The organism is Bacillus sp. RC252, from assembly GCF_044909215.1.
GTDB classification, from domain to species: domain Bacteria; phylum Bacillota; class Bacilli; order Bacillales; family Bacillaceae_G; genus Bacillus_A; species Bacillus_A mycoides.
Genome location: NZ_JBIYDV010000008.1, coordinates 122,724 through 147,298, shown reverse-complemented (window position 1 = coordinate 147,298; position 24,575 = coordinate 122,724). Strand labels below are relative to the sequence as shown.

Here is a 24,575-nt window from a genome sequence, read left to right as displayed (position 1 = left end):
TTTAATAAGGGAAGGAGGAGAAGTCATTGACTTAAATCAAGAGAGGAGAGAGCGTAATGGAATTTCCATCAAAAAAAGATGTATGGTTATATCCAATTTTTTTCATTGTTTTAGGCGCCTGTTTCGCTCCAATATTTGCAGGGAGAGAATATTTTCTCTTATTTTTTACAATTCCATTAGCTATACTGTTTAGTTGGAGTTGGTTTTCAACAAAATATATCGTTAAGGAAGAAATAATTATAATTACATCAGGTCCCGTTAAAAAACGTATATTTATACGAGACATAAAACGAATTTCCAATACAAAAAATCCAATCGCAGCTCATGCACTATCATTCGATCGATTAGAAATTGTTTACGGATCATATGAAACAGAACTTATTTCTCCAAGAAATAAAGAAGAATTTATTTTGTTGTTAAAAAGAAAAAATCCTGGGATTGACATAAAGAGAGTGGATTCATATCTACTCTCTTTATGTCACTTTGGATTTGTCATATAAGGTTGCACGTGAACGACACATAAGTCGCGGAATTTTCCTTCGGCAGTTGTGACAATTACGACTGCTCTTCCTGCACTTTTTCCAGTAATCGTTACTGTCTCACCTTTCGGATAGATGGTGATGACGTCGGAGTTCATATTTGTCCAAATAAGCTCTTGATTCTTTGCCTGCATTGGCAAAACGGAAGCTGATAAATCGGCACTTTGTCCGGTTTTTATTTTAAGCTTATTTTTCTGTATATGAATACCAATTACAGATATAACAGAAGGAGCAATTGAAATTTTGGATGGATTAGGTTGTATGTTTAAACGAGAAGTAGAAGTGTTTGTGATAGGTGAAAATTTTCTTATATGTTGTTGCTGTAAAGATGCTAACATTGTGGAGTCCCCTTTCTGTATAGGTGTCGATACTAATAATATAAAGGAAGAATGTTATAGTAAATTTAACGAAACATAAAGAAATTGTTAAATTCGAGAAGAATATTGTCGAAATGCGGTTAAAAGAAAGCTCTGCTGTTATCGTAACAGCAGAGCTTTCTTTTTATAGATTATGAATATGTTGTTTTTCAAAATTCTCAAATTGCTCTTCAACTTCTTTTGAAGGTTTAGTTAGTAAACTAACAATTATGATCACTATTAAACTAATAGCGAAACCAGGAATCATTTCATATAAGAAATCTTTTAGAAACTTAAACTGTGTCCAAATAATTACTGTGGTTGCACCTGAAATCATACCAGCAAGCGCGCCCCATTTCGTCATACGTTTCCAATATAAGCTTAATAAAATAGCAGGTCCAAATGAAGAACCAAATCCAGCCCAAGCATATCCAACAAGAGCTAAAATCGTATCATTTTGTTTAAGCGCTAATGCACATCCAATTAAAGCGATACCAAGAACAGCCATACGACCGACAAATACAAGTTCTTTATCAGAAGCAGAACGCTTAAAGAATGTACGATATAAGTCTTCTGTTACTGCACTTGAAGTAACGAGCAACTGAGAAGAGATTGTGCTCATAATAGCTGCTAAAATAGCGGCTAATAAAAATCCAGTAATAAGTGGATGGAATAAAATTTTTCCAAGTTCAAGGAAAATTGTCTCTGGGTTAGATAATGTCAAACCTTGTTGTGAATAGTAAGCAATACCGATAAGACCAGTAAACATAGCTCCGACAACAGAGAAAATCATCCAGCTCATACCAATTCTTCGCGCGCTTTTAATTTCTTTTACAGACGAAATTGCCATAAAGCGTACGATGATATGAGGTTGTCCAACATAACCAAGGCCCCATGCGAATAAAGAAATCATTCCTAAAGTAGAGGCACCTTTAAAAATATCTAGACGTGTTGGATCTACAGATCGAATTGTATCAAATGCAGGTCCAAGTCCGTTTGTATTCATAATTGTTACGATAGGAACAAGAATAAGGGCAACTACCATAATGATTCCTTGCACGAAGTCCGTCCAACTTACTGCTAAGAAACCACCAAATAATGTGTAAGCTACAACAACGCCTGCTACAATGAGTAATCCAACATGATAGTTCATACCAAATGAATTTTCAAATAATACAGCGCCTGAAACTAATCCTGAAGCTACATAGAAAGTAAAGAAAATCATAATAACAAGTCCGGATACTAAGCGTAGCATGTGAGATTTGTCGTGGAAACGGTGTTCCAAAAATTCTGGAATAGTAATAGAGTTGTTTGCAATTTCAGAGTAGGTACGTAAGCGAGGAGCGACATAAAGCCAGTTTGCGTATGCGCCTAGTGTTAGGCCGATCGCAATCCAACTACTACTTAATCCAACGCTAAACATTGCACCGGGTAATCCCATTAAAAGCCAACCACTCATATCAGATGCTCCAGCACTTAATGCTGTTACTGCGGGGCCTAGTGTACGCCCGCCAAGCATATAATCTGTTAAGTTGGACGTTCGTTTGTAGGCGAAATAGCCGATTACTAACATCCCGAGCATGTAAATAGAGATAGAAGTTAAAGTTAACATCTGCGTACTCATGTAGTTCCCCTTCCTTTTGTCATGTCTTTTGATGCGTTATGCATATTTATAATCTATCATGATTATTCTGAAAAATCCATACAGAAATACGAATTTTCAGAAATGTAAGCGTTTTTTGACATCGTTTTACTTTTTAAATATATAAATTTCAGACGAAAAAACCTTAATTTTAATAGAGTATTTATTATATTTACATAAAAACACGTTGTTTTGTCAATATAATATTGAAAGAAGGGAGAAATATTTTTTTAAAAAAAGTATTGACTTGTGAAAAAAGTTAGGTCTATAATGAGTGCAACTTAAAAAAATGCAAGCGTTGATGAAGAAGAGTACACATGATGAACATGTCAGAGAGCTGATGGTTGGTGCGAATCAGTATGGGATTGATGTGGAATGGGCTTCGGAGCTTCCAAACCGAAACGAAAGAAGTAGGCTTTGGCGACATGATCTCATCGATACAAGAGACACGTATTATTTTTTGATACGGCAAAGTGCGTTACATTCGTAACGAATTAAGGTGGCACCACGGGAGTACCCGTCCTTTCTATAGGATGAGTACTCCCTTTTTGTGTACAAAAAATTAAATATGTTAAATCGTTTAAGTAAGAAGAGTACGTATATTGGAGACGTTTCAGAGAGCCGGGGACAGGTGGGAGCCCGGTGCGGTGCCATATACGGAATGGGCTTACGAGAGGTATGCTGAACAATTATTTTCAGTAGGCAACCCGGGTTCCGCCGTTACAAGGATAAGGTATATATTTTGTACCTGAATAAAGCGGGATGCTTTTGCGTCCAACCTGAGGTGGTACCACGGTAAATTTATCGTCCTCTACATATTTCGATATGTAGGGGACTTTTTTATTTTTCAGAGTGAGGTGAAAGGCATGATGACAAAAGAGGAATTTATGAAGCAAAAAGAACAAAGAAACACATTTTTAGTAATCGCTGAAGAAGAAGGAGATAGCATTACGCCAATTTCTTTATATAGACGTATGAAGGGAAAGAAAAAGTTTTTATTAGAAAGTTCGCAGCTTCATCAAGATAAAGGGCGCTATTCTTACTTAGGGTGTAATCCTTATGGAGAAGTGAAAAGCGTTGGTATAGAAGTAGAGCGAATGATGTATGGGAAAAAAGAAAAGCTGCAGGGTAACGTACTGCAAATGCTAGAAGAGGTAATCGCACCAGCGCAAGTAGACAGTCCATTTCCGTTTTGCGGGGGAGCAGTTGGATATATTGGCTATGACGTCATTCGGCAGTATGAAAACATTGGAGCAGATTTACACGATCCATTAAATATTCCAGAAGTACACCTTTTACTATATCGTGAGTTTACCGTTTACGATCATTTACGCCAAAAGTTGTCATTTGTATATGTATGCAGGGAAGACGATTCAGCTTCTTATGAAGAAGTATACGAAAGATTGCAAGTATACAAAGAGGAAGTGCTAAAGGGAGAAGAAGCGGAAGTAAATGAAATACAATCAATATTATCATTCACTTCTTCAATAACTGAAAAAGAATTTTGTGAAATGGTAGAAACAGCGAAAGAATACATTCGGGCCGGAGATATTTTCCAAGTTGTATTATCCCAGCGTTTGCAAAGTGAATGTATTGGAGATCCATTTGCATTATACCGGAAACTTCGAATTGCAAATCCATCACCATATATGTTCTATATCGATTTTCAAGATTATGTTGTACTTGGCTCTTCGCCGGAAAGTTTGTTATCAGTAAGAGAGGATAAAGTGATGACAAACCCAATTGCTGGTACGAGGCCGAGAGGGAAAACGAAGCAGGAAGATGAGGAAATCGAAAAAGAACTGTTAGGAAATGAGAAAGAGCGAGCAGAGCATATGATGCTTGTGGACCTAGGACGAAATGATATTGGCAGAGTAAGTGAAATTGGCTCTGTGACGATAGATAAATATATGAAAGTAGAAAAATACTCTCACGTTATGCACATTGTATCTGAAGTTTACGGAACATTGAGAAAACAAACGAGTGGATTTGATGCATTAGCGTATTGTTTACCAGCTGGTACAGTATCAGGTGCTCCGAAAATAAGGGCGATGGAAATTATTAATACGTTAGAGCATGAAAAAAGAAATGTATATGCCGGAGCGGTTGGATATATTTCATTCTCAGGAAACCTTGATATGGCGCTAGCAATTCGAACGATGGTTGTAAAAGACGAGAAAGCGTACGTTCAGGCAGGAGCGGGTATCGTCTACGATTCAGACCCGGTTGCTGAATATGAAGAAACATTAAATAAAGCGAGAGCGCTTTTGGAGGTTATGAAATGATTGTACTTATCGATAATTATGATTCGTTCACATATAACTTGTATCAACTATTAGGCGAGTACGAGAAAGAAATTGTTGTCGTAAGAAATGATCAAATAACAATTGAACAATTAGAGGAGATGAAGCCGAAAGGAATTGTGCTCTCGCCAGGACCTGGGAAACCAGAAGATGCTGGAATTTGTATCGATGTTATTCGTCATTTTTATAAGAACGTTCCCATCTTAGGGATTTGCCTTGGCCATCAAGCGATCATATCCGCATTTGGAGGAGAAATTGTTAGAGCAGAGCGCATTAAACACGGAAAAACATCGCGTGTGAAACATAACGGAACGTCAATCTTTTCGTACGTAACGCAGCCGTTAACAGCGATGCGTTACCATTCACTCGTCGCAGTGCAAAATAGTTTGCCGCAGTGTTTTGACATACTTGCGACAGCGATGGATGACGGAGAAATCATGGCAGTTCGTCACAACTATTATCCGCTCTTCGGATTACAGTTTCACCCAGAATCAATTGCAACAGAAGAAGGAGGAAAGTTAATACGTGCCTTTTTAGCAGAAGTGAAAGAGGAGGAGAGAGTATGAACAGTTATCTTCGAAAATTAGTAGAGGGACAACATTTAACAGAAGAAGAAATGTATGAAGCGGGACTTCTTTTATTAAGTGACAACATATTGGAAAGTGAAGTTGCAGCTTTCTTAGTATTGCTGAAAGCGAAAGGCGAAACAGCAGAAGAAATATACGGTCTCGTTCGTGCTCTTCGCGAAAAGGCATTACCGTTTTCAAATCATATAAAAGGCGCGATGGACAATTGCGGAACGGGTGGTGACGGTGCGCAAACATTCAATATTAGTACAACATCGGCATTTGTACTTGCCGGAGCTGGTGTAAAGGTTGCGAAACATGGAAACCGCGCTGTTTCTAGTAAAACAGGAAGTGCTGATTTATTAGAAGAACTCGGTGTAAACATAAGCTGTACGCCGGGTGAGATTGACTATTTATTAGAGAATGTAGGTATTGCCTTCTTATTCGCACCAGCGATGCATCCAGCATTAAGACGCATTATGAAAATAAGAAAAGAATTAAACGTTCCGACGATTTTTAACTTAATTGGACCGTTGACGAATCCGGTTAATTTAGAAACACAATTTGTCGGTATTTATAAGCGAGATATGTTATTGCCGGTAGCGGAAGTATTGCAGAAACTTGGCAGAAAACAAGCGCTCGTCGTAAACGGAAGTGGCTTTTTAGATGAAGCATCATTACAGGGAGAAAATCATGTCGTCGTTTTAAAAGATAATGAAATAGTAGAAATGAGTATTGATCCAGAAAAGTATGGTTTTTCAAGAGTGAAAAATGAAGAAATTAGAGGTGGGAATTCAAAAGAAAATGCAAAGATTACACTCGGAGTATTAAGCGGAGAAAAGAGTGTCTATCGCGATACTGTTTTATTAAATGCAGGTCTAGCCCTTTTCGCAAATGGAAGAGCAGAAACGATTGAAGAAGGAATTACACTAGCAACGCACAGCATTGACTCTGGAAAAGCATTAGCCAAACTAAACTTATTAATTGCAGCAAGCCATGAAAAATTAGAAAGGGTGAATTAAAATGGGGACGATTTTAGACAAAATTGTAGAGCAAAAGAAAGTAGAAGTTGCGGAGTTATATGAAACATATTCACCAGTGAAAGAAAAAAGGAAAACACACTCACTTGTAAAAGCTTTAGAGCAGTTTACTGTAATAGCAGAGGTAAAGCGAGCGTCTCCATCAAAAGGCGATATCAATTTACACGTTGATGTGCCAAAACAAGTGAAAACATATGAAGAATGCGGTGCTGGAGCAGTTTCGGTTTTAACAGACGGTCAATTTTTTAAAGGGGCGTTTCACGACTTACAAACGGCAAGAGCAGAAAGTAACATTCCGCTTTTATGTAAAGATTTTATAATTGATAAGATTCAAATTGATAGGGCGTATGAAGCAGGAGCAGATCTTATTTTATTAATCGTTGCAGCATTGTCAAAAGAGAAATTAAACGAGCTTTATAACTACGTGCTAGAAAAAGGATTAGAAGCGATTGTTGAAGTTCATGATGAACAGGAATTAGAAATTGCAATCCGATTAAATCCGCACGTTATCGGTATTAATAACCGTAATTTAAAAACATTTGAAGTAGATTTAAGCCAAACTGAAAAGCTCGGAAAACGACTGAATGAGGAAAACCTACTTTGGATTAGTGAAAGTGGTATTCATTCAAAAGAAGATATCATCAGAGTCAAACGAGCTGGTGCAAAAGGCGTATTAGTCGGAGAAGCGCTTATGACATCATCTTCTATCAGTACCTTTTTTGAAGACTGTAAGGTGAGCATATGAAAGTGAAGATTTGCGGAATCACTGATATGGAAACAGCGAAAAGTGCGTGTGAATATGGCGCAGATGCAATCGGATTTGTTTTTGCAGAAAGTAAACGCCAAATCACTCCAGGGCAAGCGAAAGAAATTATTGGGGAAATTCCAGCCCACGTTTTCAAGGTCGGTGTTTTCGTAAATGAATCAGTCGAAGTGATCCAGAAAATTGCAGAGGAGTGCGGGTTAACGCATGTGCAACTACATGGGGATGAAGACAATGATCAAATCGTAAGATTGAATATTCCGTCTATAAAAGCGGTAGGAGTAGCTTTAGAGAAAGATATTGAATGTGCGAAAAAATACGATACAGATTATCTGTTATTTGATAGCCCGAAAGAAAAGTTCCACGGAGGAAACGGAAAGACATTCTCATGGGAGTTACTTGCACATATGCCAAAAGCATTGCGAGAGAAAACGATATTAGCTGGCGGATTAAACATCCTTAATATAGAAGAAGCAATTCGAACTGTTCGGCCATATATGATCGATGTGAGCAGCGGAGTAGAGACAGAAGGAAAGAAAGATTTGGAGAAAATAAAACAATTTATTAAAAAAGCGAAGGAGTGTTCCAAATGAATTATGCATATCCAGATGAAAAAGGGCATTACGGTATATACGGAGGACGATACGTTCCAGAAACGTTAATGCAATCCGTATTAGAACTAGAAGAAGCATATAAAGAAGCGATGCAAGATGAAGCGTTTCAAAAGGAATTAGATCATTATTTACAAACGTACGTTGGAAGAGAAACACCGCTTTATTTCGCTGAAAATATGACGAAGTATTGCGGCGGAGCAAAGATTTATTTGAAACGTGAAGATTTGAACCATACGGGAGCTCATAAAATTAACAATACAATCGGTCAAGCACTTCTTGCGGTAAGAATGGGTAAGAAGAAAGTTGTCGCTGAAACTGGAGCAGGACAACACGGAGTTGCAACAGCTACTGTATGTGCACTTTTCGGTTTAGAATGCGTCATCTTCATGGGAGAAGAAGATGTGAGACGACAAAAATTAAACGTGTTTCGAATGGAATTACTCGGAGCAAAAGTAGAAAGCGTTGCGGCAGGTAGCGGCACGTTGAAAGATGCGGTAAACGAGGCGCTTCGTTACTGGGTTTCACATGTACACGATACGCACTACATTATGGGATCAGTTCTCGGGCCACATCCATTCCCGCAAATTGTTCGTGATTTCCAAAGTGTAATTGGGAAAGAAACGAAAAAGCAATACGAAGCGTTAGAAGGGAAATTACCAGAAGCAGTCGTTGCTTGTATTGGCGGTGGTAGTAATGCAATGGGAATGTTTTATCCGTTCGTACACGATGAAGAAGTTGCTCTTTACGGTGTTGAAGCAGCTGGAAAAGGTGTTCACACAGAAAAGCACGCAGCCACTTTAACGAAAGGAAGTGTCGGTGTTTTACACGGATCGATGATGTACCTTCTGCAAAATGAAGAAGGGCAAATTCAAGAAGCACACTCTATTTCTGCAGGGCTGGATTACCCAGGTGTTGGGCCAGAACATAGCTTGCTAAAAGATATTGGCCGCGTTTCTTATCATTCCATTACAGATGAAGAAGCGTTAGAAGCATTTCAATTATTAACGAAAAAAGAAGGGATTATCCCGGCATTAGAAAGTTCACATGCTGTTGCATACGCTTTAAAACTAGCGCCGCAAATGAAGAAAGACGAAGGACTTGTCATTTGTTTATCCGGCCGCGGTGATAAAGATGTAGAGAGTATAAAACGTTATATGGAAGAGGTGTAAAAAATGGGAGTAGAAAAAATTATAGCAGCGTTTGAAAATGGCAAGAAAGCATTTATTCCGTATGTAATGGGCGGAGATGGTGGACTTGAAAAGTTAAAAGAAAGAATTCGTTTTCTTGATGAAGCAGGAGCAAGCATCGTTGAAATTGGTATCCCATTTTCAGATCCAGTCGCAGACGGTCCAACTATTCAAAGGGTAGGAAAAAGAGCATTAGATAGCGGTGTAACATTGAAAGGTATTTTTCAAGCATTAATAGAGGTGAGGCAAGAAGTTCAAATTCCATTTGTACTTATGACATATTTAAATCCAGTACTCGCATTCGGAAAGGAACGTTTCATTGAGAGCTGTCTTGAAACAGGGGTGGACGGTATTATCGTTCCAGACTTACCGTATGAAGAACAAGACATTATTGCACCGCTCCTTCGCGTGGCGAATATCGCTTTAATTCCACTCGTTACCGTAACGAGCCCTATTGAACGAATCGAAAAAATTACGAGTGAATCACAAGGATTCGTCTACGCCGTTACAGTAGCGGGTGTAACGGGAGTACGTCAAAATTTTAAAGATGAGATTCGTAGTTACTTAGAAAAAGTAAAAGCACACGTCCACTTACCAGTAGTCGCAGGATTCGGTATTTCAACACGAGAGCAAATTGAAGAAATGATTACAATATGTGACGGCGTTGTCGTTGGAAGTAAAGTCATTGAGCTGTTAGAAAATGAAAAGCGAGAAGAAATTTGTGAGTTAATACATGCAGTAAAAGAAACAGAAGAGGCTTAAGTCTCTGCTGTTTCTTTTGTGTAATAAATGTTAAAATATACAGAAAATACTTATAACTTAGAGGGTGAGAAGGCATGCTAAGACGTAAACTATTATATCTTCTTTTAACTGTACCATTATACGCTTGGCTCATTAGCATGACGAAAATAGAGTTGATGGCTCTGTTTTTAGGATATGTATTCATCTTTTCCCAATTAAATCGAATACAAGAGCAATCTATTTTAGAAGTATGTATATTTTCGGTTAGTATAGAACTATTTAGTATCGTTTCGATTGTATTATTAAGTGAATTATTCCAATGGATCCATTCATTTGAATTAATAAAACTTGGGAATATTGTATTGCAAGTAATATGTGCTTATATTGTGTTTGTTGTACTAGAAAAAATGATTGGACAGCAGACGGTTTTTCAGGATAAAAGATAAAATATTAGTTATTCAAAAAAGGAGCCAAGCGGCTCCTTTTTTAAATCTGTTATAAAAATAATTGAAAATCATAACATCTGTTATATAATAGTTAAAAATTGCACTTTTTACGAAAAGAGATGATAGCATGGCCATATTGTTGGCACTTATCCCGATTATGATGATTTTTATTTGTTTGTTTTTGTTTAAACAAACGTCATTAAGAGCCTCACTAATCTCTTATGCCGTTTCTGTCGGAATCGTTTTACTCTCGCCAACGTTTCAATTAGGGATAAGTGAAACTGTGCACGCAACAATTAAAGGGTGGTTAATTTGTTTCATTGTCGGATACGTTTTATTTTTCGGTATTTTTTTATTTCACCTCATGAACAAAATGGGATACATTGATCAAGTAGCACGGTTTCTAGAACAAGTCACGCGCGATCGATTATTGCAAATGCTTCTTATGTGTTTTGGTATTTGTCCACTTATTGAATCAGTGAGTGGATTCGGAATTGGTTTTATGGTTGCAGCACCTATTTTTCTTTCGCTCGGTTATAAACCGTTTCAAGCTGTGCTACTATCGTTTATCGGTTTACTTGCAAGTTCATGGGGCGCGATGGCAACGGGTACGATTATCGGTTCTCAGCTTATTAACATGCCGCTCACAACTCTTGGTACAAATACAGCATTATTAAGCATCCCGATTTTCGCATATTTTATCTTCCTTTCTTTATACGTTGTCGGTGGCTGGCAGGCAGTTATAGAAAAGTGGAAGGAAGGAGTAGGATTCTTTCTATTATTTTCTCTCGGAATCTATCTTTCTAACGCATACGTAAGTGTTGAACTAGCAGGGATATTAAGTTCTATCGTTACCATTTCATTTGGTTTTTTAATCATTAAGTTAAAAGGAAAAGATGAGCAAAACCTTTTAACAGAACATGCGGCGGCTACGGAGAGAGAAGTATCGATTATAAAAATTATTAGCCCTTATATATTCTTAACAGTTTGTATTTTACTTTCTCGCCTCGTTCCAGCATTACATGATTTTCTTAGGTCATATGCAGTTCTCGATTTAAAATCATATTCTTACAAACTAGAGCTACTATATTCGCCAGGATTTTGGCTCGCCATGACTTGTTTATTTACAATTATTTTCTTCCGCATTCCATCTAATGTTATTAAACAATCACTCTCGCAAACGATAAAACAATGGATTCCTTTCGCTATTACAACGACGATGTTCATTGCAATTTCAGAACTAATGGGCGCATCTGGTATGCATTCATTACTCGCAAAAACAGCTGGTGAAACCTTTGGTACCTTTTTCGTTTTCGTTGCTCCATTCATAGGCGGAATTGGCGGTTTTTTAACTGGTAGTAACGCAGGATCAAATGCGATGTTTATAAAGCTACAAATGCAAACAGCCCAAAACGTAGCACTCCCGTGGCAATACGTCACGACGCTCCAAAACACCGCATCATCAGTAGCGACAATCGCTTGTCCATCACGGATTACACTAGGCGCGTATTTATGCAATATCCCGTATCGTGAAAATGAACTATTAAAGAAGACGACGTTAATGATTTTTGGTGCGGTGTTACTTGTAGTAGTGGAAGTTTTCTTTTGGTATATATTGAGAAATTAAAAATCCTCCTAACATAGGAGGATTTTCTTTATGACTGGATAATGTTTTAAATATGAAAAGCTTCTACTAAATGAATAGGAGATGAAAGGTATGCCCTTAAAAAACTACGGTGTATTAAAAGGTACAGTTATACAATCTAAGATTGGAAAAGGCAAAACACCTCATTATCAAGTTCATTTACAAGGTGAAGCAGGAGTAGATTATCGCATTGCAATTAACGTGAAATCGCAAAGTTATCCATCGGAAGTTTTATATTTTGCGAGCGACGATATTCGATCAGAGGCGATTCATATTTTACCGACATTACCGTTCGGTTTTACAGAAATAAAAAATAATGAACCGAAAGTAGCTTTAGATTATGTAAGAGGTAATTTATTTGATTCCAAGCAAATGATTCCTTTACCTGCTGAAAAAGCAGGAGTTGATAATGATTTAAATGAAAAGATAGAGCGTTATATAAAGCGAGCAATAGAAGAAAAGGCGATTATTTATGCGTTTGGTGAAAGGTGGGGACCAGAAGAAAAGGTTCCGGATTCGTATTTTCACTTTACACCTGGAAACGGTATACACGATATTCATATGAATCAAGGGAATGTAGAGAAATGGCAAGGTGATGATGGCAAATGGCAAGACGGTGGGATATTGATTCACTTTGAGAAGAAGGAAGAGTGGATTGGTATTTTTCTTGCCTTTCAGTCACAGTCATGGTGTACCGATGAAGAAGGGCATGCTCGTGTTCCGGTTGAGCATTGTGATTATAAGAGAAATAATTGATGGGAAGAGGGCGTTCACAATGAACGCCCTCCTCTTATTTTATAAAACACAAAACTCACAAGTGTAGAAATACAAGAGAAAAGAAGCGCCACACTAGAAAACGCAATGAGATACATATTATACTTCATCATTTTTCCGATGAGTTGGTTACTATCGTACTGAAAAAGTCCTGCAATTATATTGAATAAAAATAACATGATAAACATGACGATAACACCGTCTATTGATCCTTTAATGTCTGGTTTACTTAAAGCGATATGTGCAGAAATACAAATGGCGATAAATAAAAATAACCAAAATGAAGGATTCAATAAATTGTTAAATGTAAATAAGCTTTTCAATAATACAAACGTCGATAGTAGCATGTTTTGGATCATGTCTAAGTTAATAGAAGTCGATGCAACAGTTTTTTCCAGATTCGTATTAAATAAATAATATGACTCTGGTACGAAATAGCGCATTAAAAGTATTAAGGCAGTAATACCAGAAATAATAGGACCGATGCCGATAAAGAAATTACCGATCCGTTGATATACGCTTTTTTGATTGTATTGATGTTGGACGTAACCTAAAGCTCCTTGACTTGTATCTGTCGGGAAGAACTGAGTTGCTACAATTTTATGGCGGAATAATAGACACATAATTGCATGTCCAAGCTCATGAACGGGAACACCGATCCATGCAGTTAAAAGAAATCCCTTCCTACCAAAAGCTCTCGACCAATACGTTCGTGTGAGAGATTCTAAATAACCTAATATAAATCCAATTACAATGATGACACCAATTAAAGAAAATAATTGGATCACGCTTGTAAGGAGTGTTTGAAAAATCGAGTTTACAAATTCCACTGTCTTCATCCAATCTGTTTAAAGTTTCACTTTATTTGCTCTGTTTCATAATACCATTATTTTTCTATAATACTAGCACACATAGTTTCGTTTAAAAGAAGGATTTCATATTCTTTTTCTTGTAGTCATGTTTTATGTACAAAGTCATATATTGAATTTGTAACACCCTATAAGGTATATGCTTAAGGAGGGATGAGAGAATGAAATGTCCGGCATGTCATACTGAAAATGCAGCGGAAGCAAGGTTTTGCGGGAATTGTGGACATTCGTTAACGGAAGAAGTGGTAGCGAGTGGTGGGCAGGAAGAAGGGCAGCTATCGCGCCCGGCACGAGTAAAGGAAACTCGTCCGAATGAAACGGTAGAGCAAGCGAAACAATTTGCAAGTGGCTATTTTCAGTTCTTTAAAAATGCTTTTAAATCACCATCGGCCATTATGGAAAGTGGAAATATTGAAGTGCGAAATGGAATTGTAAGTCTTGTGCTTATTTGTTTTTTAGGAGCGTGTATTTTTTATAGAATGATGAGCGCAGCGGCGACTGTTACGAGGACATTAGTGCCAGATATAGCTACTCCTACTTTCTTTGGAGAATCTGTAATGGTCTTTTTCTTTTTATTAATTTTAACTTTATTTGTCGGATTTATTATTTTTGTAAGTGGTAAGATGATGAAATCATCTTTTTCTTTTCTTGAAGCATTCGGTATATGGGGGACGATAGCGACGCCAGCTATTGCTATACTAGTTCTTTCTTTTCTATTTAGTTTCCTATTGATCTTTTTTTTACCAATCTTATTAGGGCTGGCTACAACGTATATGGGAATTAGTATAATTGTAGCTATATTAAAACTAGACAACGGCGGAGTAGATCCTGTTTACACACTTATTATCGCAAATGTTTTAATCGGAATTGCAACGTTTATCGTGTTTTGGTCTTACATTAAAACGATAATCCAAACCTTTATCGGGGGATTAACAGGCTTCTAACGAAAAGGTGGTTGAACGGATGAATGTATGCACAAAGTGCGGGACTCATTTTGAAGACAGTGTGCAATTTTGTCAAAACTGCGGGACGAAGAGGCGGGATCCTGTAGTAAAGAAGCAGAAAATGAGCAAAGGGACAATAATTGGAATTACACTTTTAACATTTTTTATTATAGTATTGGGCGGATTATATGCGTATGGATCTTCATATTACTCACAATCATCGCAAGTAGAGAGAATTATTACTGTTTTACAAGAGAGGGACGGGGAGAAATTAGCTGAGATCACCACGGCAGATGATCCAGCCGTTATTGTCACAAGAGAGAGTGTAACGCCTCTATTTTCATATATAAAAGAAAATCCATCTTACGTGAATGAATTGAACGAATATTTGAGGCAAGGTGAAAAACAAGGGGATGGAATAGAAAGAGCAGATTTTTCTTTAACGAAAGACGGAAAGTATTTCTTTTTATTTGATCGGTATAAATTGAAAGCGAAGACGTATTATACGACGCTGCTTTCAAATGAAAAAGGTACATCTTTAAAAATGAACGGAAAGGAAATTGATAAGACAAATGACAAAAAGTTTGAGAAGCAATATGGACCGTTTCTTCCAGGAACTCAAGTGTTTCAAGCGGAATATAAAAATGACTATGTAAAACTATCACGAGAGGAAAAGGCTGTACTTATAAAACAAAATCAAAATAATGTAACGGTAGATTTAACGTTGCAAGGGCAATATATTACAGTTCAAACGAATGCGCCTGGTGCAACATTGTACGTGAATCAAAAGCCAGTTACAGCGTTGACCGGAGAAGAAATTAAGTGGGGACCGGTAGCGACCGATGGAAGTGCGGCGATTTATTTAGAACGAAATGGAGAAAACGGAAGGGAAACGACAAAGGTAGAAACGGTAACGGCACTGTCGGCTTATAATCTTCCATTCCAAAAGAAAGGTATAGAAAAAACAGTTGTTTACAATGTTACTCCACCGCCTACGACTCATTATGTATATAATGGTTTCATCTTCCCTGATAGTGATATTCGAAAATTAACGAGTACGGACTTAACATATTTATCGAAAGAACAATTGAAAATAGCAAGAAACGAAATATACGCAAGACATGGACATATGTTTCAAACGAAAGATATGCAAGCGTATTTTTCAAAACAGTCTTGGTATAGAGAAAATCCGTATTTTACAGGAACGTTAACGAGTGTGGAATCTTATAATGTTGAACTGATTAAATCAAGAGAATAGAGCGTGTGAAAAAGGTACAGTGCATAACTGTACCCTTTTTTATCCCTTTATTTGCGGGCAGTAAGACTCCCATTTCAAAATTCGCCGAATGAGAGGAAGGTAGGTGGGAGATAACTGCCCGATTGGTGTGGGCAATAACCCTACTGACTAAAGTTTCATTTTATGATTATTTAGCTGGACCAGGATCCCTTGAGAAAAAGATATGAAAGAGGAATGTGACTTTGCTTGCTCCTCCTGATGTACTTGCTTGCACATCAGATAAAGAACTAGACGTTAAAGCAGCTTCGGAACGAGGAGGGACGATTATTTTGAGAGCATCGTCTGATTCTGAGGATATAGTAACTGTTATTGTATCCTCAGAAAAATTTACAATTTTAACAGTACCAACTGGGAAGATGGATTTGCGAGCGTGTGAGGCAGAAGCAAAGCGAGTCGATTTCCAAATAGTTTGTGAGAAAGTGTCATTATCAGATAACCAAGCACGTGCACTGTATAAAGTTACACTAACGGTAAACTCTTGTTCAAGCGGGAGGGCTGGTCTCGGTTCTATCGGTTCCTCTGGAAGCTGGACGAGAAGGCCGGCGCACATGTATATTTCACCTACTTTCAATAGTTGCTGTTATAGCATATTAAACATGTTGTTTATAAGACACGACACTTACCTAGTAAAGCATGTTTGTGCACCAAATTTGAAGATGAAATTCTCTTTCTTTACAATAGAAGTAGGTGTTATTTCTACAAAATATGGAAAACGTAAAGAGTATGTAAAAAAGAAGGAGTGGTAAAGTGAACTATGTCATTATTGGCGGAGATGCAGCTGGTATGAGTGCAGCGATGCAAATTGTTAGAAACGATGAAACGGCAAATGTTGTAACGTTAGAAAAAGGTGAAATTTATTCATACGCTCAGTGCGGATTACCGTATGTGATTAGTGGTGTTATCGCCTCTACTGAAAAGTTAATTGCACGCGATGTAAAGACGTTTCGTGATAAATATGGGATTGATGCGAAAGTGCGTCATGAAGTAACGAAAGTAGATACGGAAAAGAAAATTGTGTATGCAGTACATACGAAGACGAAAGATGTATTTGAATTTTCATATGACCGTTTATTAATTGCGACTGGTGTACGCCCTGTTATGCCGGATTGGGAAGGTAAAGATTTACAAGGTGTTCATCTTTTAAAAACAATTCCGGATGCTGAGCGTATAGTAGACACGCTACAAACAAATGGTGTTGAGCACGTAACGATTATTGGCGGCGGTGCAATTGGTCTAGAGATGGCAGAAACATTTGTAGAACTAGGAAAGAAAGTAAGAATGATTGAGAGAAACGATCATATTGGCACAATTTATGATGCGGATATGGCGGAATATATACATAAAGAAGCAGATAAACATAATATTGAAATTTTAACAAATGAAAATGTAAAAGCGTTTAAAGGAAAAGAAAGAGTAGAACAACTGGAGACGGATAAAGGGACGTATAAAACTGATCTCGTTTTAGTATCTGTCGGTGTACAGTCAAATACTGATTTTCTTGAGGGGACAAATATACGTAAAAACCATAAAGGTGCAATTGAAGTAAATGCTTATATGCAAACGAATGTGAAAGACGTATACGCTGCTGGTGATTGTGCAACACATTACCATGTTATAAAGGAAATGCATGATCATATCCCGCTTGGAACGACTGCGAATAAACAAGGGCGACTTGCCGGACTCAATATGGTTGATAAACGAAGGGCATTTAAAGGTACGTTAGGTACGGGCATTATTAAATTTATGGATCTGACGCTCGCAAGAACAGGCTTAAATGAAAAAGAAGCGAAAGGGCTAAACATCCCGTATAAGACGGTCAAAGTAGATTCAACAAATATGGCGGGCTATTACCCGAGTGCTTCGCCACTTCACTTGAAATTACTATATCACGCCGATACGAAACAATTGTTAGGCGGACAAGTAATTGGAGAAGAGGGCGTAGATAAACGTATTGATGTTATCGCAATGGCACTTTTCAATAAAATGAGTATTCACGATTTAGAAGATGTCGACTTAAGTTACGCACCACCATATAACAGCGTTTGGGATCCAATTCAACAAGCAGCAAGGAGAGCGGAATAGCACTTTTTAAAGTGCTATTTTTTTGTGAAAGGGGAATAAATAAAGTTTCACTTTATTTTGAATATACCGTTCACCCTTGAAAACATAGTACGTATCGCTTATATTGTCATATAGTATTTATTTTTTAATAAAGTAATGAACGAACCAGGGGGCACAGTATGGCAATTAACATGAATACAATCGAAGAATGGATTGCTGAATCAAATGCAAGAAACGAAGAAGACTTAGGAAACGTTGTTGAAGAGATGAAAGAAGTATGTGTCGGACTTGATAATGCGACATTAATTTATACGAAAAACGTATTTTGTTTCGGTAAGAAAGTAGAAGTATTCTTCTTCTTCCAAGATCACGTCGTTATCGGAGAAGAGAAGGAAGAGTATATTGAGATTGAAAAATTAAAGTATGATGATATTACAAATAGTAACTTAAAAACAAATGACAAAAATACAACGTTAGAACTTAAGTTTTCTAACGGGAAAGCTATTAATTTAGATAGTCTAAATGATAACTACGGTACGAAAAACTGGTTATTTGCTAGACAAATTAAGAGTATTTTTAAAGTAATCTAGTGAAAAAGCAGGCCTTGAAAGGTCTGCTTTTTTACTTATTTCCTATTAAACAAAGGCATCCTCTTTCTTCATAACATTTCACGCTTGTAAATCCTGTTTTATAAAATAGGTTTACTAATTCTTCGGTCGTCTTAAATTTATCCATATGATATTGGATTTTGAAAGTTTCAGCGACTAGTAAAAAGGATCCATTCGGTTTTAAGACGCGAAATACTTCTTTCATATTATTCTCAACATCAGGCCAAAAGTAGTGGGTTTGAAAAGCGGTAATGAGATCAAAGAAGTCCGGATGATATGGAATAGAGGAGACGCTTGCCTGATGAATAATTACTTTCGCTGCTTTGACATCCTTCATATTTGCTTTCTTTGAGTTTTCAACAGCTTGATTGGAGTAGTCGATCCCGTATATTTTCCCAAGCGGAGTTTGTTTTGAAAGAGTCTGTATAGTTTTACCACCCCCACAACCAATATCTAAAATAACTGCATTTTCACGTATATGTATTTTTTGTAAAGCCCAATTTGTTAGTCTCGTATGCGCAGCATTCATAATGCAAAGCATAGAGGAACCAATTGTCCCGCGGGGATTTTTCGCTTGCTCGATTAATCTTTTTAAAATACTCAATTCAAACTCTCCTTTTATATAAGAATATGTATTTATTTCGCTTTTAATAATTTAACTCCTTCAAAAAAAGCACGCCATTAATCGGCGTGCTTCTAATTATGCAAGGACCCTTTTAGCCAATTCCGCGCCCGATACGCCCCAACCGGAATTTGAATGAGTGAAGTTTCATTTCCGGCATCAATCCCGTACAATTGATCGCATGAATTTGTATCAAAACTTAGTAACGGATGCCCGGCCATCCCCATAGCGGTCGCAGCTAAAACGAGTTTATGAACGAGCATGCCAGCTTCCATTTGATGAATGCGATATCCTCTATAACCTAATTTATTTTTATAGTAATCTTTATTTCCGATTACATGTAGACAAAGTGGTACTTGAAAAAGATTTACGTTATCCATCGTCATACTAGATTGAAGCGGATAACGAAGGTCTCCGTACCGAATTGGCTGTATGGAATGTGTCCTACTGTTATAAGCGTAAGCGCCGTTTTCTATGTCTTTTACGTTATAAAAACATCCATATAGTGAGACTCGTGCATTTTCATTTACATACTTGCCATCAAGGTCGTTGTAATAAGGGAAGGAGAGGCTCGCTTCTTGTAGTAAAGTAGCGAGCTCGGCTGCATCCCATTTCGTTAAAATGAAGTCAGAATCAGGTGAATATCGTTTTTTACAAAGTTGTAAAAAATCATATGATAAACGTTCCACTTTAGGTAGCTGCATAGCGTGTGCACTATATTGTTGTCGTTCTTCACAGGTAAATGTTTGGAAGTGTTCTGTTGATTCAATCATAGATGACGCGTTTATTTTTTTTATCATCGGATAGTCATCTACATGTTTTGAACGAACGAAATGCTCATGTGTTAACGGCGGGATTTGCTGCAACAAGTCATGAGAAGTAATAGTTTTATTTTTACGATGATCATCATGAAACCAATCTGTATTCGGTTCTGTACTTAAAGGAATAACAGCATACACACTTTCTTCACCTTCTGACAGTCCAAGTAAATGATTCATTGCCCGGTCTAGAAATTGAAAATATACACCATTTGTATAACCGAATTGTTTTGCGCATTCAAGTAATTGACCGATTAGAACACCACTATCTAATCCTTGCAGACGATACGAAAAGTTATTGTATTTAAAGAAGTTTTTCCAAAACATAGTGGATACAAATGCAGCACCAAAACAAGAATGTATGTTACAACGATTGCCGAGTGCTTCTGTAAGATAAGAATCGAAATTTCCTTCACGAAGTAAGATAAGACGGTGGTGCGCGGCGTCGTAATGGTAAATGCCGTCTGGATAATGATCAATTTTTAAATACATATATAATTCATTTGGATATAAAGCACCCCCAGAAGGGATGAATCTTCGGAATAGAGTCGTTGTTTTATTATTTTCTAGGTTAGTAGTAGGCTGACATAATTGTGTTAAACCAAATGAGTACCAAAGATAATGACCGATTTCCTCTAAGTTAGGTTTAGTAGAAGAATTTCGCAAAGTTAATGGGATTTCTAAAGAGAGAGGGATGACTGGTAAATTTCGATATAATTTATAAGGAAGTGGTGCGTCTTCCCAGTTAATCTCTTTATCGGACGACATAATTTCATTAATAGAAAAATGGAGATGATGTAAAAAAGTATCAGGTTGCATCAAATTTCCCCCTCACTATGAATTATGGAAACGGATGCGGATGTGGATTTAAACTTTCATTCGTTAAAGGCTCAGCCCAATATCCAAGTGTCATCGGTACGGTATACACTCTATCCAGTCCTGTAACCCGAGTGAGATGGTGACCGAACGTCATCGGTAACATGCCTGGAATAATTACTTTTACACAATGTAAGCCGTTCTTTTCTATAAGGGGGACCGTTTGATCTACAACAATTACTTCAAGTCCAGATTGATGTAACCTGTTTAAAAGTTGATGAAGATCAGATGTTAAATCCATATCAAATGATTGTAATGCATTCATTTCTTGGAACGTTTGCACCGGAGCATCATCACGTAAAAGGAAGTGAAGACGCTCTTCCGCTTCTTTCAATCCATACAGCATACTATGGTCTTCCATTTGCGAAACAAGATATGGATCTTGTAAACAGTTTTCATATTTCTCTCTTTTTTGTTCAAGCTCTTCATCTGTTATAAGTAACATGCCCGCTATTTCATGAATTGCATTTTTTACAGCTCGAATTGGTTCCATATGTGCGCCGCCAGCACAGACGAGATTCATACCATCTTGCCTTGTATTTTTCGCAATGACCCATATGCTCGGAATACCATGTTCCATCGTCGCGTTGAAAACGTATAATTCATATCCAGTAATTGTGCGTAAGCGTTCAATCATTAATTGCAATTCAGTATCATTGGCTGAACTAAGATCGAGACGGGGAAGAGGTAATTCGGCATACCAAGTGAGCAAAAAGGCGTCACGCTCTACAATTTCTAAAATGCCGTGAAAAATTGCTTCTTCTAAACTACCACCAATGGCACATCCATTTGATGTTTCATACACGAAAGCATCTCTATGACCAAGGCTATAATAAGCGATTGATTCTGGAACTAGAAGGGGCCTGCTTTGTAATAAAGAATATCCCCATACCCAGTTTTGCTCATAATCAGGATCAAACGGCTTAAATGGAAAACTATCACGATTGTAATGTCCATTTGTATGTACACCAAGTGTGAGGGGATTCAGTGCAACATCTTCTAGCTCACGAAAACTGCCATGTACATTTGTTTTTTTTCCACGAGGCGACATACCGCAATAGCGTTCTAACCCTTCTAAAATAGCGGTTGCTTCACTAAGTGCAAATGAATGAGTCCGGCCCGCGACACCTTCATTTCCAAACAGTAACGGCATGTTTATAATGACATCAGCAAACGGTAATAAAGAATGTTGCATTTGGCCGTTTAAAATACCAGTCCGGTAATCTAAATAGTCTCTCGTTAAAAATGTGTTTAGCTCATGAATGGAACGACAGCGATACGTTTCAGTACTCGTTTTCAAACTTGGTTGTAAAGAAATTTGCGCTGCATCTGCTGTATCGTCAGGCAAATTGCTGCATACCGGACAGAGAGGGTCTGGAAGAAACGAATTCCGGGTACAGTGTAACGTTTGTAAGTCCAGTAAAATGAGTTCGTTTTCTAAAGAAGAATATCCATGAGCTAATATTTTCTCTGTTTCAGCATGAATGAGCTGGCACATTTGTAACATTCCATTTTGGGTGGCGCGTACATCACGCCTCGTCACGTTCTCTGCTTTTAATGCATATTTTCGTTGTAGTTCCCACATTTCTTTTTGATCAAAGCCAGCTATAAACCGGCGTCCATCAGCGCAGTGGGAACATCCAGTTGTAAGAGGCTTCACGTAAGGACCGATAATACCTTCACCAAACGAAGTAAACGCGCGAAGCCACGGAATATTATTTGAGCGAAAGATAAGCTCAGCATCACGATGTACGGAAGAAGGAGACCCGTCATGTAAGACGAGAGCAAGATGAATGTTTTCAGGGAGAGCTTCTGTAATTGTATGCTGGCGGATGAGTGAATATTGCTTACACAATTGCTCATGTACATAGTCTGTGAGTAGGCCATCTCCTATAAGTAGTATGTTTTGAGTCATTGGTCATCCTCCTTTGCAATTAATACCCCATATACACCGTCTAAGTTGTCTCTTAAAAATGACTCAATAGCTAAATCAAAAACGAATGGATACAAGTTGTTTTCCATTAAATTTTGCAAAGCAACTTGTAAAGACTGTACGCCTGGAATTTCTTCCTCTTCTTGTATTGCTACTCTAACAGGATCCGTACTATATAAAACAATGGATGATTCCGGTAACATATTAGCTTTATAAGGAATCTCTTCATTTTGAATATGAAGGAGTGCTTGTTGCAGAGCATTTCTTAATGCGAGTGTTATATTAATATTTGCCGCACCATACCATCTATCATTAATACCGATCCAAACGACAGGAAAACCAAGTAACTCCTCACTCATTCCTACTTTAGGTATTTCATGAATTGTAGAGAGAGCATCGTAGTAAAACCTACAATGTTTATCATGAATTTCGGTTAAATAAAGCTCTGTAATCTCTTCTAGCATATGTGATTGGCGTTCGTATAACTTATTATTTAAATGTTTTTGGAGAGCTCGGTATACACCTTCTGTCATCGTTTCCCCAGCACCAATACCGATATCAGTATGTTCGGGGATAAGACGATGAATCATTTCAGCTACATATGTTTCAACTCCTGTTAAACCAGCTTCGCGGCGTGCTTCATTATGAGTTAATCCACCGCAAGTTATAGTAGGAAGGGGAGAGGTAGGTCCGTCTGATAATGGATTTACAACTTGAATATTGCACTGTGATAAAGGCAATTGGTGTAAATCTTGTTCATCCCACATGTGGAATATGCCAGCTTCTTTAGAAGTTAACGTATCAAAAAAACGAAAAAGTTCAGTTGAAGTATATTGTCCGGAACGTTGGGCAAGGTTTTCTTGAAGATTTTGCACCGTATCAATTGTAAAGATTTCATCGGTTGCGAGAAGATGTTTTATGAAGGGGTGCCACTTTCCTTCAAGTGTTTCCAAGTTTAATAAAAAGAATTGAGGATTATGCTGCCTATGTGAATCTTCAGCGACATGTTTAAATAACTCAAAAACGATAACATTTGCTAACATTGCAGATGCAATTGGTGAGAAAGGTTCAGGTGGATTTTCACTTTGTAAAATAGTTTCGTGTAGACGATGCCAAGCTGATTCCCAGCATTCCTCACGGTCTGTGGTTACGACGGGTCCAGCTAAACCAATTCTTGATAAGCAAATAGCTGGTATGAAATTTTTCTTAAACTCTCTACAAATAGTATGGATTGCTCTTAAACTTTCAATATCTCCATTTTGGGAAACGTATAAAATCCAGTCGAAAGGCTCGAATACTTCATGTAAAGGGCGATCAATTGTAATATCTATTTCTTGAATAAGTACATTGTCATCATTTGCATATGCACGTTCGCTTAGTTCATGAATTCGATCGTAGTTTGTTTCAGCACGATCTGTAACAAGATAATGGAATGTAGGTAAACCAGATTCTAATAAAGAAGAAACTAGGGAAGTAAGCATATCGCCAGAACCAATTATAAGCACATTTGCTGCGCGGTACGTTTCGAATTTTAAAGCGCCTGAATGGGAATCAGCTTCTAAAAACTCAATTTGCGAAGCATATCTGTCGAGTAATGCACTGTTTAATTCGTGGGGAGCATCTTGGCTTACATCACGAATGAAACCATTTTCATATAAAATCTCTCCAATTTCAAATACACGATTTTGATAGGGGAGAGGGAGACCATCGGTTATTTCTGTCAAAGAATGATTACCGTTAAACATAGGCATTAATTTCTCAATCCAGTCATAAATTCCATCACCATCCATACGGAATGAACTGGAGTTATTTCGAAAGTAAACACCCCCGTTTGAATCGGGGAGGAAAAAAGTATCCTTATTTGCTTTAAGTTTTGCATGAACTGGAAGGTTATTCATGTTTATCCCCCTTACGTTTTAGGCATACATTGT

The 24,575-nt window shown here is 37.6% G+C and carries 23 protein-coding genes and 2 other annotated features; of the genes, 15 read left to right on the top strand and 8 right to left on the bottom strand.

Annotated features, from left to right (window positions below):
- Positions 1-56 precede the first annotated feature (56 nt).
- The gene (locus ABH960_RS13800) at positions 57-500 is read left to right on the top strand and encodes a PH domain-containing protein (protein ID WP_404445811.1); all 444 of its coding nucleotides are present in this window, start codon (positions 57-59) and stop codon (positions 498-500) included.
- Here the strand turns inward: ABH960_RS13800 and ABH960_RS13795 are convergent.
- Both ABH960_RS13795 and putP read right to left on the bottom strand, forming a co-directional pair.
- Positions 479-877: an Ig-like domain-containing protein gene (locus ABH960_RS13795; RefSeq protein ID WP_002064293.1), complete on the bottom strand. Its 399-nt coding sequence runs from the start codon at positions 875-877 to the stop codon at positions 479-481. The two genes, ABH960_RS13800 and ABH960_RS13795, sit on opposite strands and share 22 nt — an antisense overlap.
- Before the next feature lie 163 nt (positions 878-1,040).
- On the bottom strand, positions 1,041-2,519 hold the full coding sequence (gene putP, locus ABH960_RS13790; RefSeq protein ID WP_269480915.1) for a sodium/proline symporter PutP: 1,479 nt from the start codon (positions 2,517-2,519) through the stop codon (positions 1,041-1,043).
- 307 nt (positions 2,520-2,826) lie between these two features.
- Positions 2,827-3,065: a binding site (T-box leader), on the top strand.
- A 42-nt stretch (positions 3,066-3,107) separates the two neighbouring features.
- Positions 3,108-3,352: a binding site (T-box leader), on the top strand.
- 51 nt (positions 3,353-3,403) lie between these two features.
- On the opposite strand from putP, the gene trpE reads away from it, so the two are divergent.
- The 10 genes from trpE (at position 3,404) to ABH960_RS13740 (ending at position 12,598) form a co-directional block, all read left to right on the top strand.
- Positions 3,404-4,822: an anthranilate synthase component I gene (trpE, locus tag ABH960_RS13785; protein ID WP_002086925.1), complete on the top strand. Its 1,419-nt coding sequence runs from the start codon at positions 3,404-3,406 to the stop codon at positions 4,820-4,822.
- Positions 4,819-5,406, top strand: coding sequence for an anthranilate synthase component II (locus ABH960_RS13780; RefSeq protein WP_002086924.1), 588 nt, complete (start codon positions 4,819-4,821; stop codon positions 5,404-5,406). The genes trpE and ABH960_RS13780 overlap by 4 nt, the downstream gene beginning before the upstream one ends.
- Positions 5,403-6,428, top strand: a complete 1,026-nt coding sequence (gene trpD / locus ABH960_RS13775; RefSeq protein WP_002140867.1) for an anthranilate phosphoribosyltransferase — start codon at positions 5,403-5,405, stop codon at positions 6,426-6,428. Before ABH960_RS13780 ends, trpD begins: the two co-directional genes overlap by 4 nt.
- 1 nt (position 6,429) lies before the next feature.
- Positions 6,430-7,191 carry an indole-3-glycerol phosphate synthase TrpC gene (trpC, locus tag ABH960_RS13770; protein WP_404445806.1) on the top strand — a complete coding sequence of 254 codons (762 nt, stop codon included), beginning with the start codon at positions 6,430-6,432 and terminating at the stop codon, positions 7,189-7,191.
- Positions 7,188-7,802 (top strand): phosphoribosylanthranilate isomerase, encoded by a 615-nt coding sequence (locus tag ABH960_RS13765; RefSeq protein WP_219376099.1) that lies wholly within the window; start codon positions 7,188-7,190, stop codon positions 7,800-7,802. Before trpC ends, ABH960_RS13765 begins: the two co-directional genes overlap by 4 nt.
- Positions 7,799-8,992, top strand: coding sequence for a tryptophan synthase subunit beta (trpB, locus tag ABH960_RS13760; protein WP_002086917.1), 1,194 nt, complete (start codon positions 7,799-7,801; stop codon positions 8,990-8,992). Before ABH960_RS13765 ends, trpB begins: the two co-directional genes overlap by 4 nt.
- 3 nt (positions 8,993-8,995) lie before the next feature.
- Entirely contained in the window at positions 8,996-9,772 is a 777-nt protein-coding gene (gene trpA / locus ABH960_RS13755; RefSeq protein ID WP_404445801.1) for a tryptophan synthase subunit alpha, read from the top strand.
- 74 nt (positions 9,773-9,846) lie between these two features.
- Positions 9,847-10,197, top strand: a complete 351-nt coding sequence (locus tag ABH960_RS13750) for a DUF4029 domain-containing protein (protein ID WP_002086916.1) — start codon at positions 9,847-9,849, stop codon at positions 10,195-10,197.
- 127 nt (positions 10,198-10,324) lie between these two features.
- Positions 10,325-11,824 carry an L-lactate permease gene (locus tag ABH960_RS13745; RefSeq protein WP_404445797.1) on the top strand — a complete coding sequence of 500 codons (1,500 nt, stop codon included), beginning with the start codon at positions 10,325-10,327 and terminating at the stop codon, positions 11,822-11,824.
- A 90-nt stretch (positions 11,825-11,914) separates the two neighbouring features.
- Positions 11,915-12,598 carry a DUF2278 family protein gene (locus tag ABH960_RS13740; RefSeq protein WP_219301738.1) on the top strand — a complete coding sequence of 228 codons (684 nt, stop codon included), beginning with the start codon at positions 11,915-11,917 and terminating at the stop codon, positions 12,596-12,598.
- 14 nt (positions 12,599-12,612) lie between these two features.
- Here the strand turns inward: ABH960_RS13740 and ABH960_RS13735 are convergent, their stop codons facing one another.
- Positions 12,613-13,446: a hypothetical protein gene (locus ABH960_RS13735; protein WP_219301739.1), complete on the bottom strand. Its 834-nt coding sequence runs from the start codon at positions 13,444-13,446 to the stop codon at positions 12,613-12,615.
- Positions 13,447-13,646: 200 nt separating this feature from the next.
- Here ABH960_RS13735 and ABH960_RS13730 point away from each other — a divergent pair, with 200 nt between their 5' ends.
- On the top strand, positions 13,647-14,429 hold the full coding sequence (locus ABH960_RS13730) for a zinc ribbon domain-containing protein (RefSeq protein ID WP_404445794.1): 783 nt from the start codon (positions 13,647-13,649) through the stop codon (positions 14,427-14,429).
- 19 nt (positions 14,430-14,448) lie between these two features.
- Positions 14,449-15,687 carry a TcaA 3rd/4th domain-containing protein gene (locus tag ABH960_RS13725; RefSeq protein WP_404445791.1) on the top strand — a complete coding sequence of 413 codons (1,239 nt, stop codon included), beginning with the start codon at positions 14,449-14,451 and terminating at the stop codon, positions 15,685-15,687.
- A gap of 166 nt (positions 15,688-15,853) precedes the next feature.
- Here ABH960_RS13725 and ABH960_RS13720 read toward each other — a convergent pair whose 3' ends face one another.
- Complete coding sequence (locus ABH960_RS13720; protein ID WP_404445788.1) at positions 15,854-16,276, bottom strand: hypothetical protein; 423 nt, start codon at positions 16,274-16,276, stop codon at positions 15,854-15,856.
- 197 nt (positions 16,277-16,473) lie between these two features.
- Between ABH960_RS13720 and ABH960_RS13715 the strand changes: the two genes are divergently transcribed.
- Positions 16,474-17,808, top strand: a complete 1,335-nt coding sequence (locus ABH960_RS13715) for an FAD-dependent oxidoreductase (RefSeq protein ID WP_404445785.1) — start codon at positions 16,474-16,476, stop codon at positions 17,806-17,808.
- A 158-nt stretch (positions 17,809-17,966) separates the two neighbouring features.
- Positions 17,967-18,377 (top strand): DUF3908 family protein, encoded by a 411-nt coding sequence (locus ABH960_RS13710; protein WP_002030461.1) that lies wholly within the window; start codon positions 17,967-17,969, stop codon positions 18,375-18,377.
- Positions 18,378-18,408: 31 nt separating this feature from the next.
- On the opposite strand, the gene ABH960_RS13705 is transcribed toward ABH960_RS13710, so the two are convergent.
- From ABH960_RS13705 to ABH960_RS13690, 4 genes are all read right to left on the bottom strand, one after another.
- Positions 18,409-18,999 (bottom strand): class I SAM-dependent methyltransferase, encoded by a 591-nt coding sequence (locus tag ABH960_RS13705; RefSeq protein ID WP_404445781.1) that lies wholly within the window; start codon positions 18,997-18,999, stop codon positions 18,409-18,411.
- A 92-nt stretch (positions 19,000-19,091) separates the two neighbouring features.
- Entirely contained in the window at positions 19,092-20,654 is a 1,563-nt protein-coding gene (locus ABH960_RS13700; RefSeq protein ID WP_404445778.1) for a SagB family peptide dehydrogenase, read from the bottom strand.
- Between the two features lie 22 nt (positions 20,655-20,676).
- A complete protein-coding gene (locus ABH960_RS13695) occupies positions 20,677-22,626 on the bottom strand; it encodes a TOMM precursor leader peptide-binding protein (RefSeq protein ID WP_404445775.1) in 1,950 nt (649 codons plus the stop codon).
- Positions 22,623-24,542 (bottom strand): putative thiazole-containing bacteriocin maturation protein, encoded by a 1,920-nt coding sequence (locus ABH960_RS13690; RefSeq protein WP_404445772.1) that lies wholly within the window; start codon positions 24,540-24,542, stop codon positions 22,623-22,625. Before ABH960_RS13690 ends, ABH960_RS13695 begins: the two co-directional genes overlap by 4 nt.
- Positions 24,543-24,575: the final 33 nt, after the last annotated feature.

What these genes read in the sequence shown, in the direction of transcription:
- ABH960_RS13800 (WP_404445811.1), top strand. Translation starts at nt 57, where the DNA reads ATGGAATTTCCATCAAAAAAAGATGTATGGTTATATCCAATTTTTTTC.
- ABH960_RS13795 (WP_002064293.1), bottom strand. Translation starts at nt 877, where the DNA reads ATGTTAGCATCTTTACAGCAACAACATATAAGAAAATTTTCACCTATC.
- putP (WP_269480915.1), bottom strand. Translation starts at nt 2,519, where the DNA reads ATGAGTACGCAGATGTTAACTTTAACTTCTATCTCTATTTACATGCTC.
- trpE (WP_002086925.1), top strand. Translation starts at nt 3,404, where the DNA reads ATGATGACAAAAGAGGAATTTATGAAGCAAAAAGAACAAAGAAACACA.
- ABH960_RS13780 (WP_002086924.1), top strand. Translation starts at nt 4,819, where the DNA reads ATGATTGTACTTATCGATAATTATGATTCGTTCACATATAACTTGTAT.
- trpD (WP_002140867.1), top strand. Translation starts at nt 5,403, where the DNA reads ATGAACAGTTATCTTCGAAAATTAGTAGAGGGACAACATTTAACAGAA.
- trpC (WP_404445806.1), top strand. Translation starts at nt 6,430, where the DNA reads ATGGGGACGATTTTAGACAAAATTGTAGAGCAAAAGAAAGTAGAAGTT.
- ABH960_RS13765 (WP_219376099.1), top strand. Translation starts at nt 7,188, where the DNA reads ATGAAAGTGAAGATTTGCGGAATCACTGATATGGAAACAGCGAAAAGT.
- trpB (WP_002086917.1), top strand. Translation starts at nt 7,799, where the DNA reads ATGAATTATGCATATCCAGATGAAAAAGGGCATTACGGTATATACGGA.
- trpA (WP_404445801.1), top strand. Translation starts at nt 8,996, where the DNA reads ATGGGAGTAGAAAAAATTATAGCAGCGTTTGAAAATGGCAAGAAAGCA.
- ABH960_RS13750 (WP_002086916.1), top strand. Translation starts at nt 9,847, where the DNA reads ATGCTAAGACGTAAACTATTATATCTTCTTTTAACTGTACCATTATAC.
- ABH960_RS13745 (WP_404445797.1), top strand. Translation starts at nt 10,325, where the DNA reads ATGGCCATATTGTTGGCACTTATCCCGATTATGATGATTTTTATTTGT.
- ABH960_RS13740 (WP_219301738.1), top strand. Translation starts at nt 11,915, where the DNA reads ATGCCCTTAAAAAACTACGGTGTATTAAAAGGTACAGTTATACAATCT.
- ABH960_RS13730 (WP_404445794.1), top strand. Translation starts at nt 13,647, where the DNA reads ATGAAATGTCCGGCATGTCATACTGAAAATGCAGCGGAAGCAAGGTTT.
- ABH960_RS13725 (WP_404445791.1), top strand. Translation starts at nt 14,449, where the DNA reads ATGAATGTATGCACAAAGTGCGGGACTCATTTTGAAGACAGTGTGCAA.
- ABH960_RS13720 (WP_404445788.1), bottom strand. Translation starts at nt 16,276, where the DNA reads ATGTGCGCCGGCCTTCTCGTCCAGCTTCCAGAGGAACCGATAGAACCG.
- ABH960_RS13710 (WP_002030461.1), top strand. Translation starts at nt 17,967, where the DNA reads ATGGCAATTAACATGAATACAATCGAAGAATGGATTGCTGAATCAAAT.
- ABH960_RS13700 (WP_404445778.1), bottom strand. Translation starts at nt 20,654, where the DNA reads ATGCAACCTGATACTTTTTTACATCATCTCCATTTTTCTATTAATGAA.
- ABH960_RS13695 (WP_404445775.1), bottom strand. Translation starts at nt 22,626, where the DNA reads ATGACTCAAAACATACTACTTATAGGAGATGGCCTACTCACAGACTAT.
- ABH960_RS13690 (WP_404445772.1), bottom strand. Translation starts at nt 24,542, where the DNA reads ATGAATAACCTTCCAGTTCATGCAAAACTTAAAGCAAATAAGGATACT.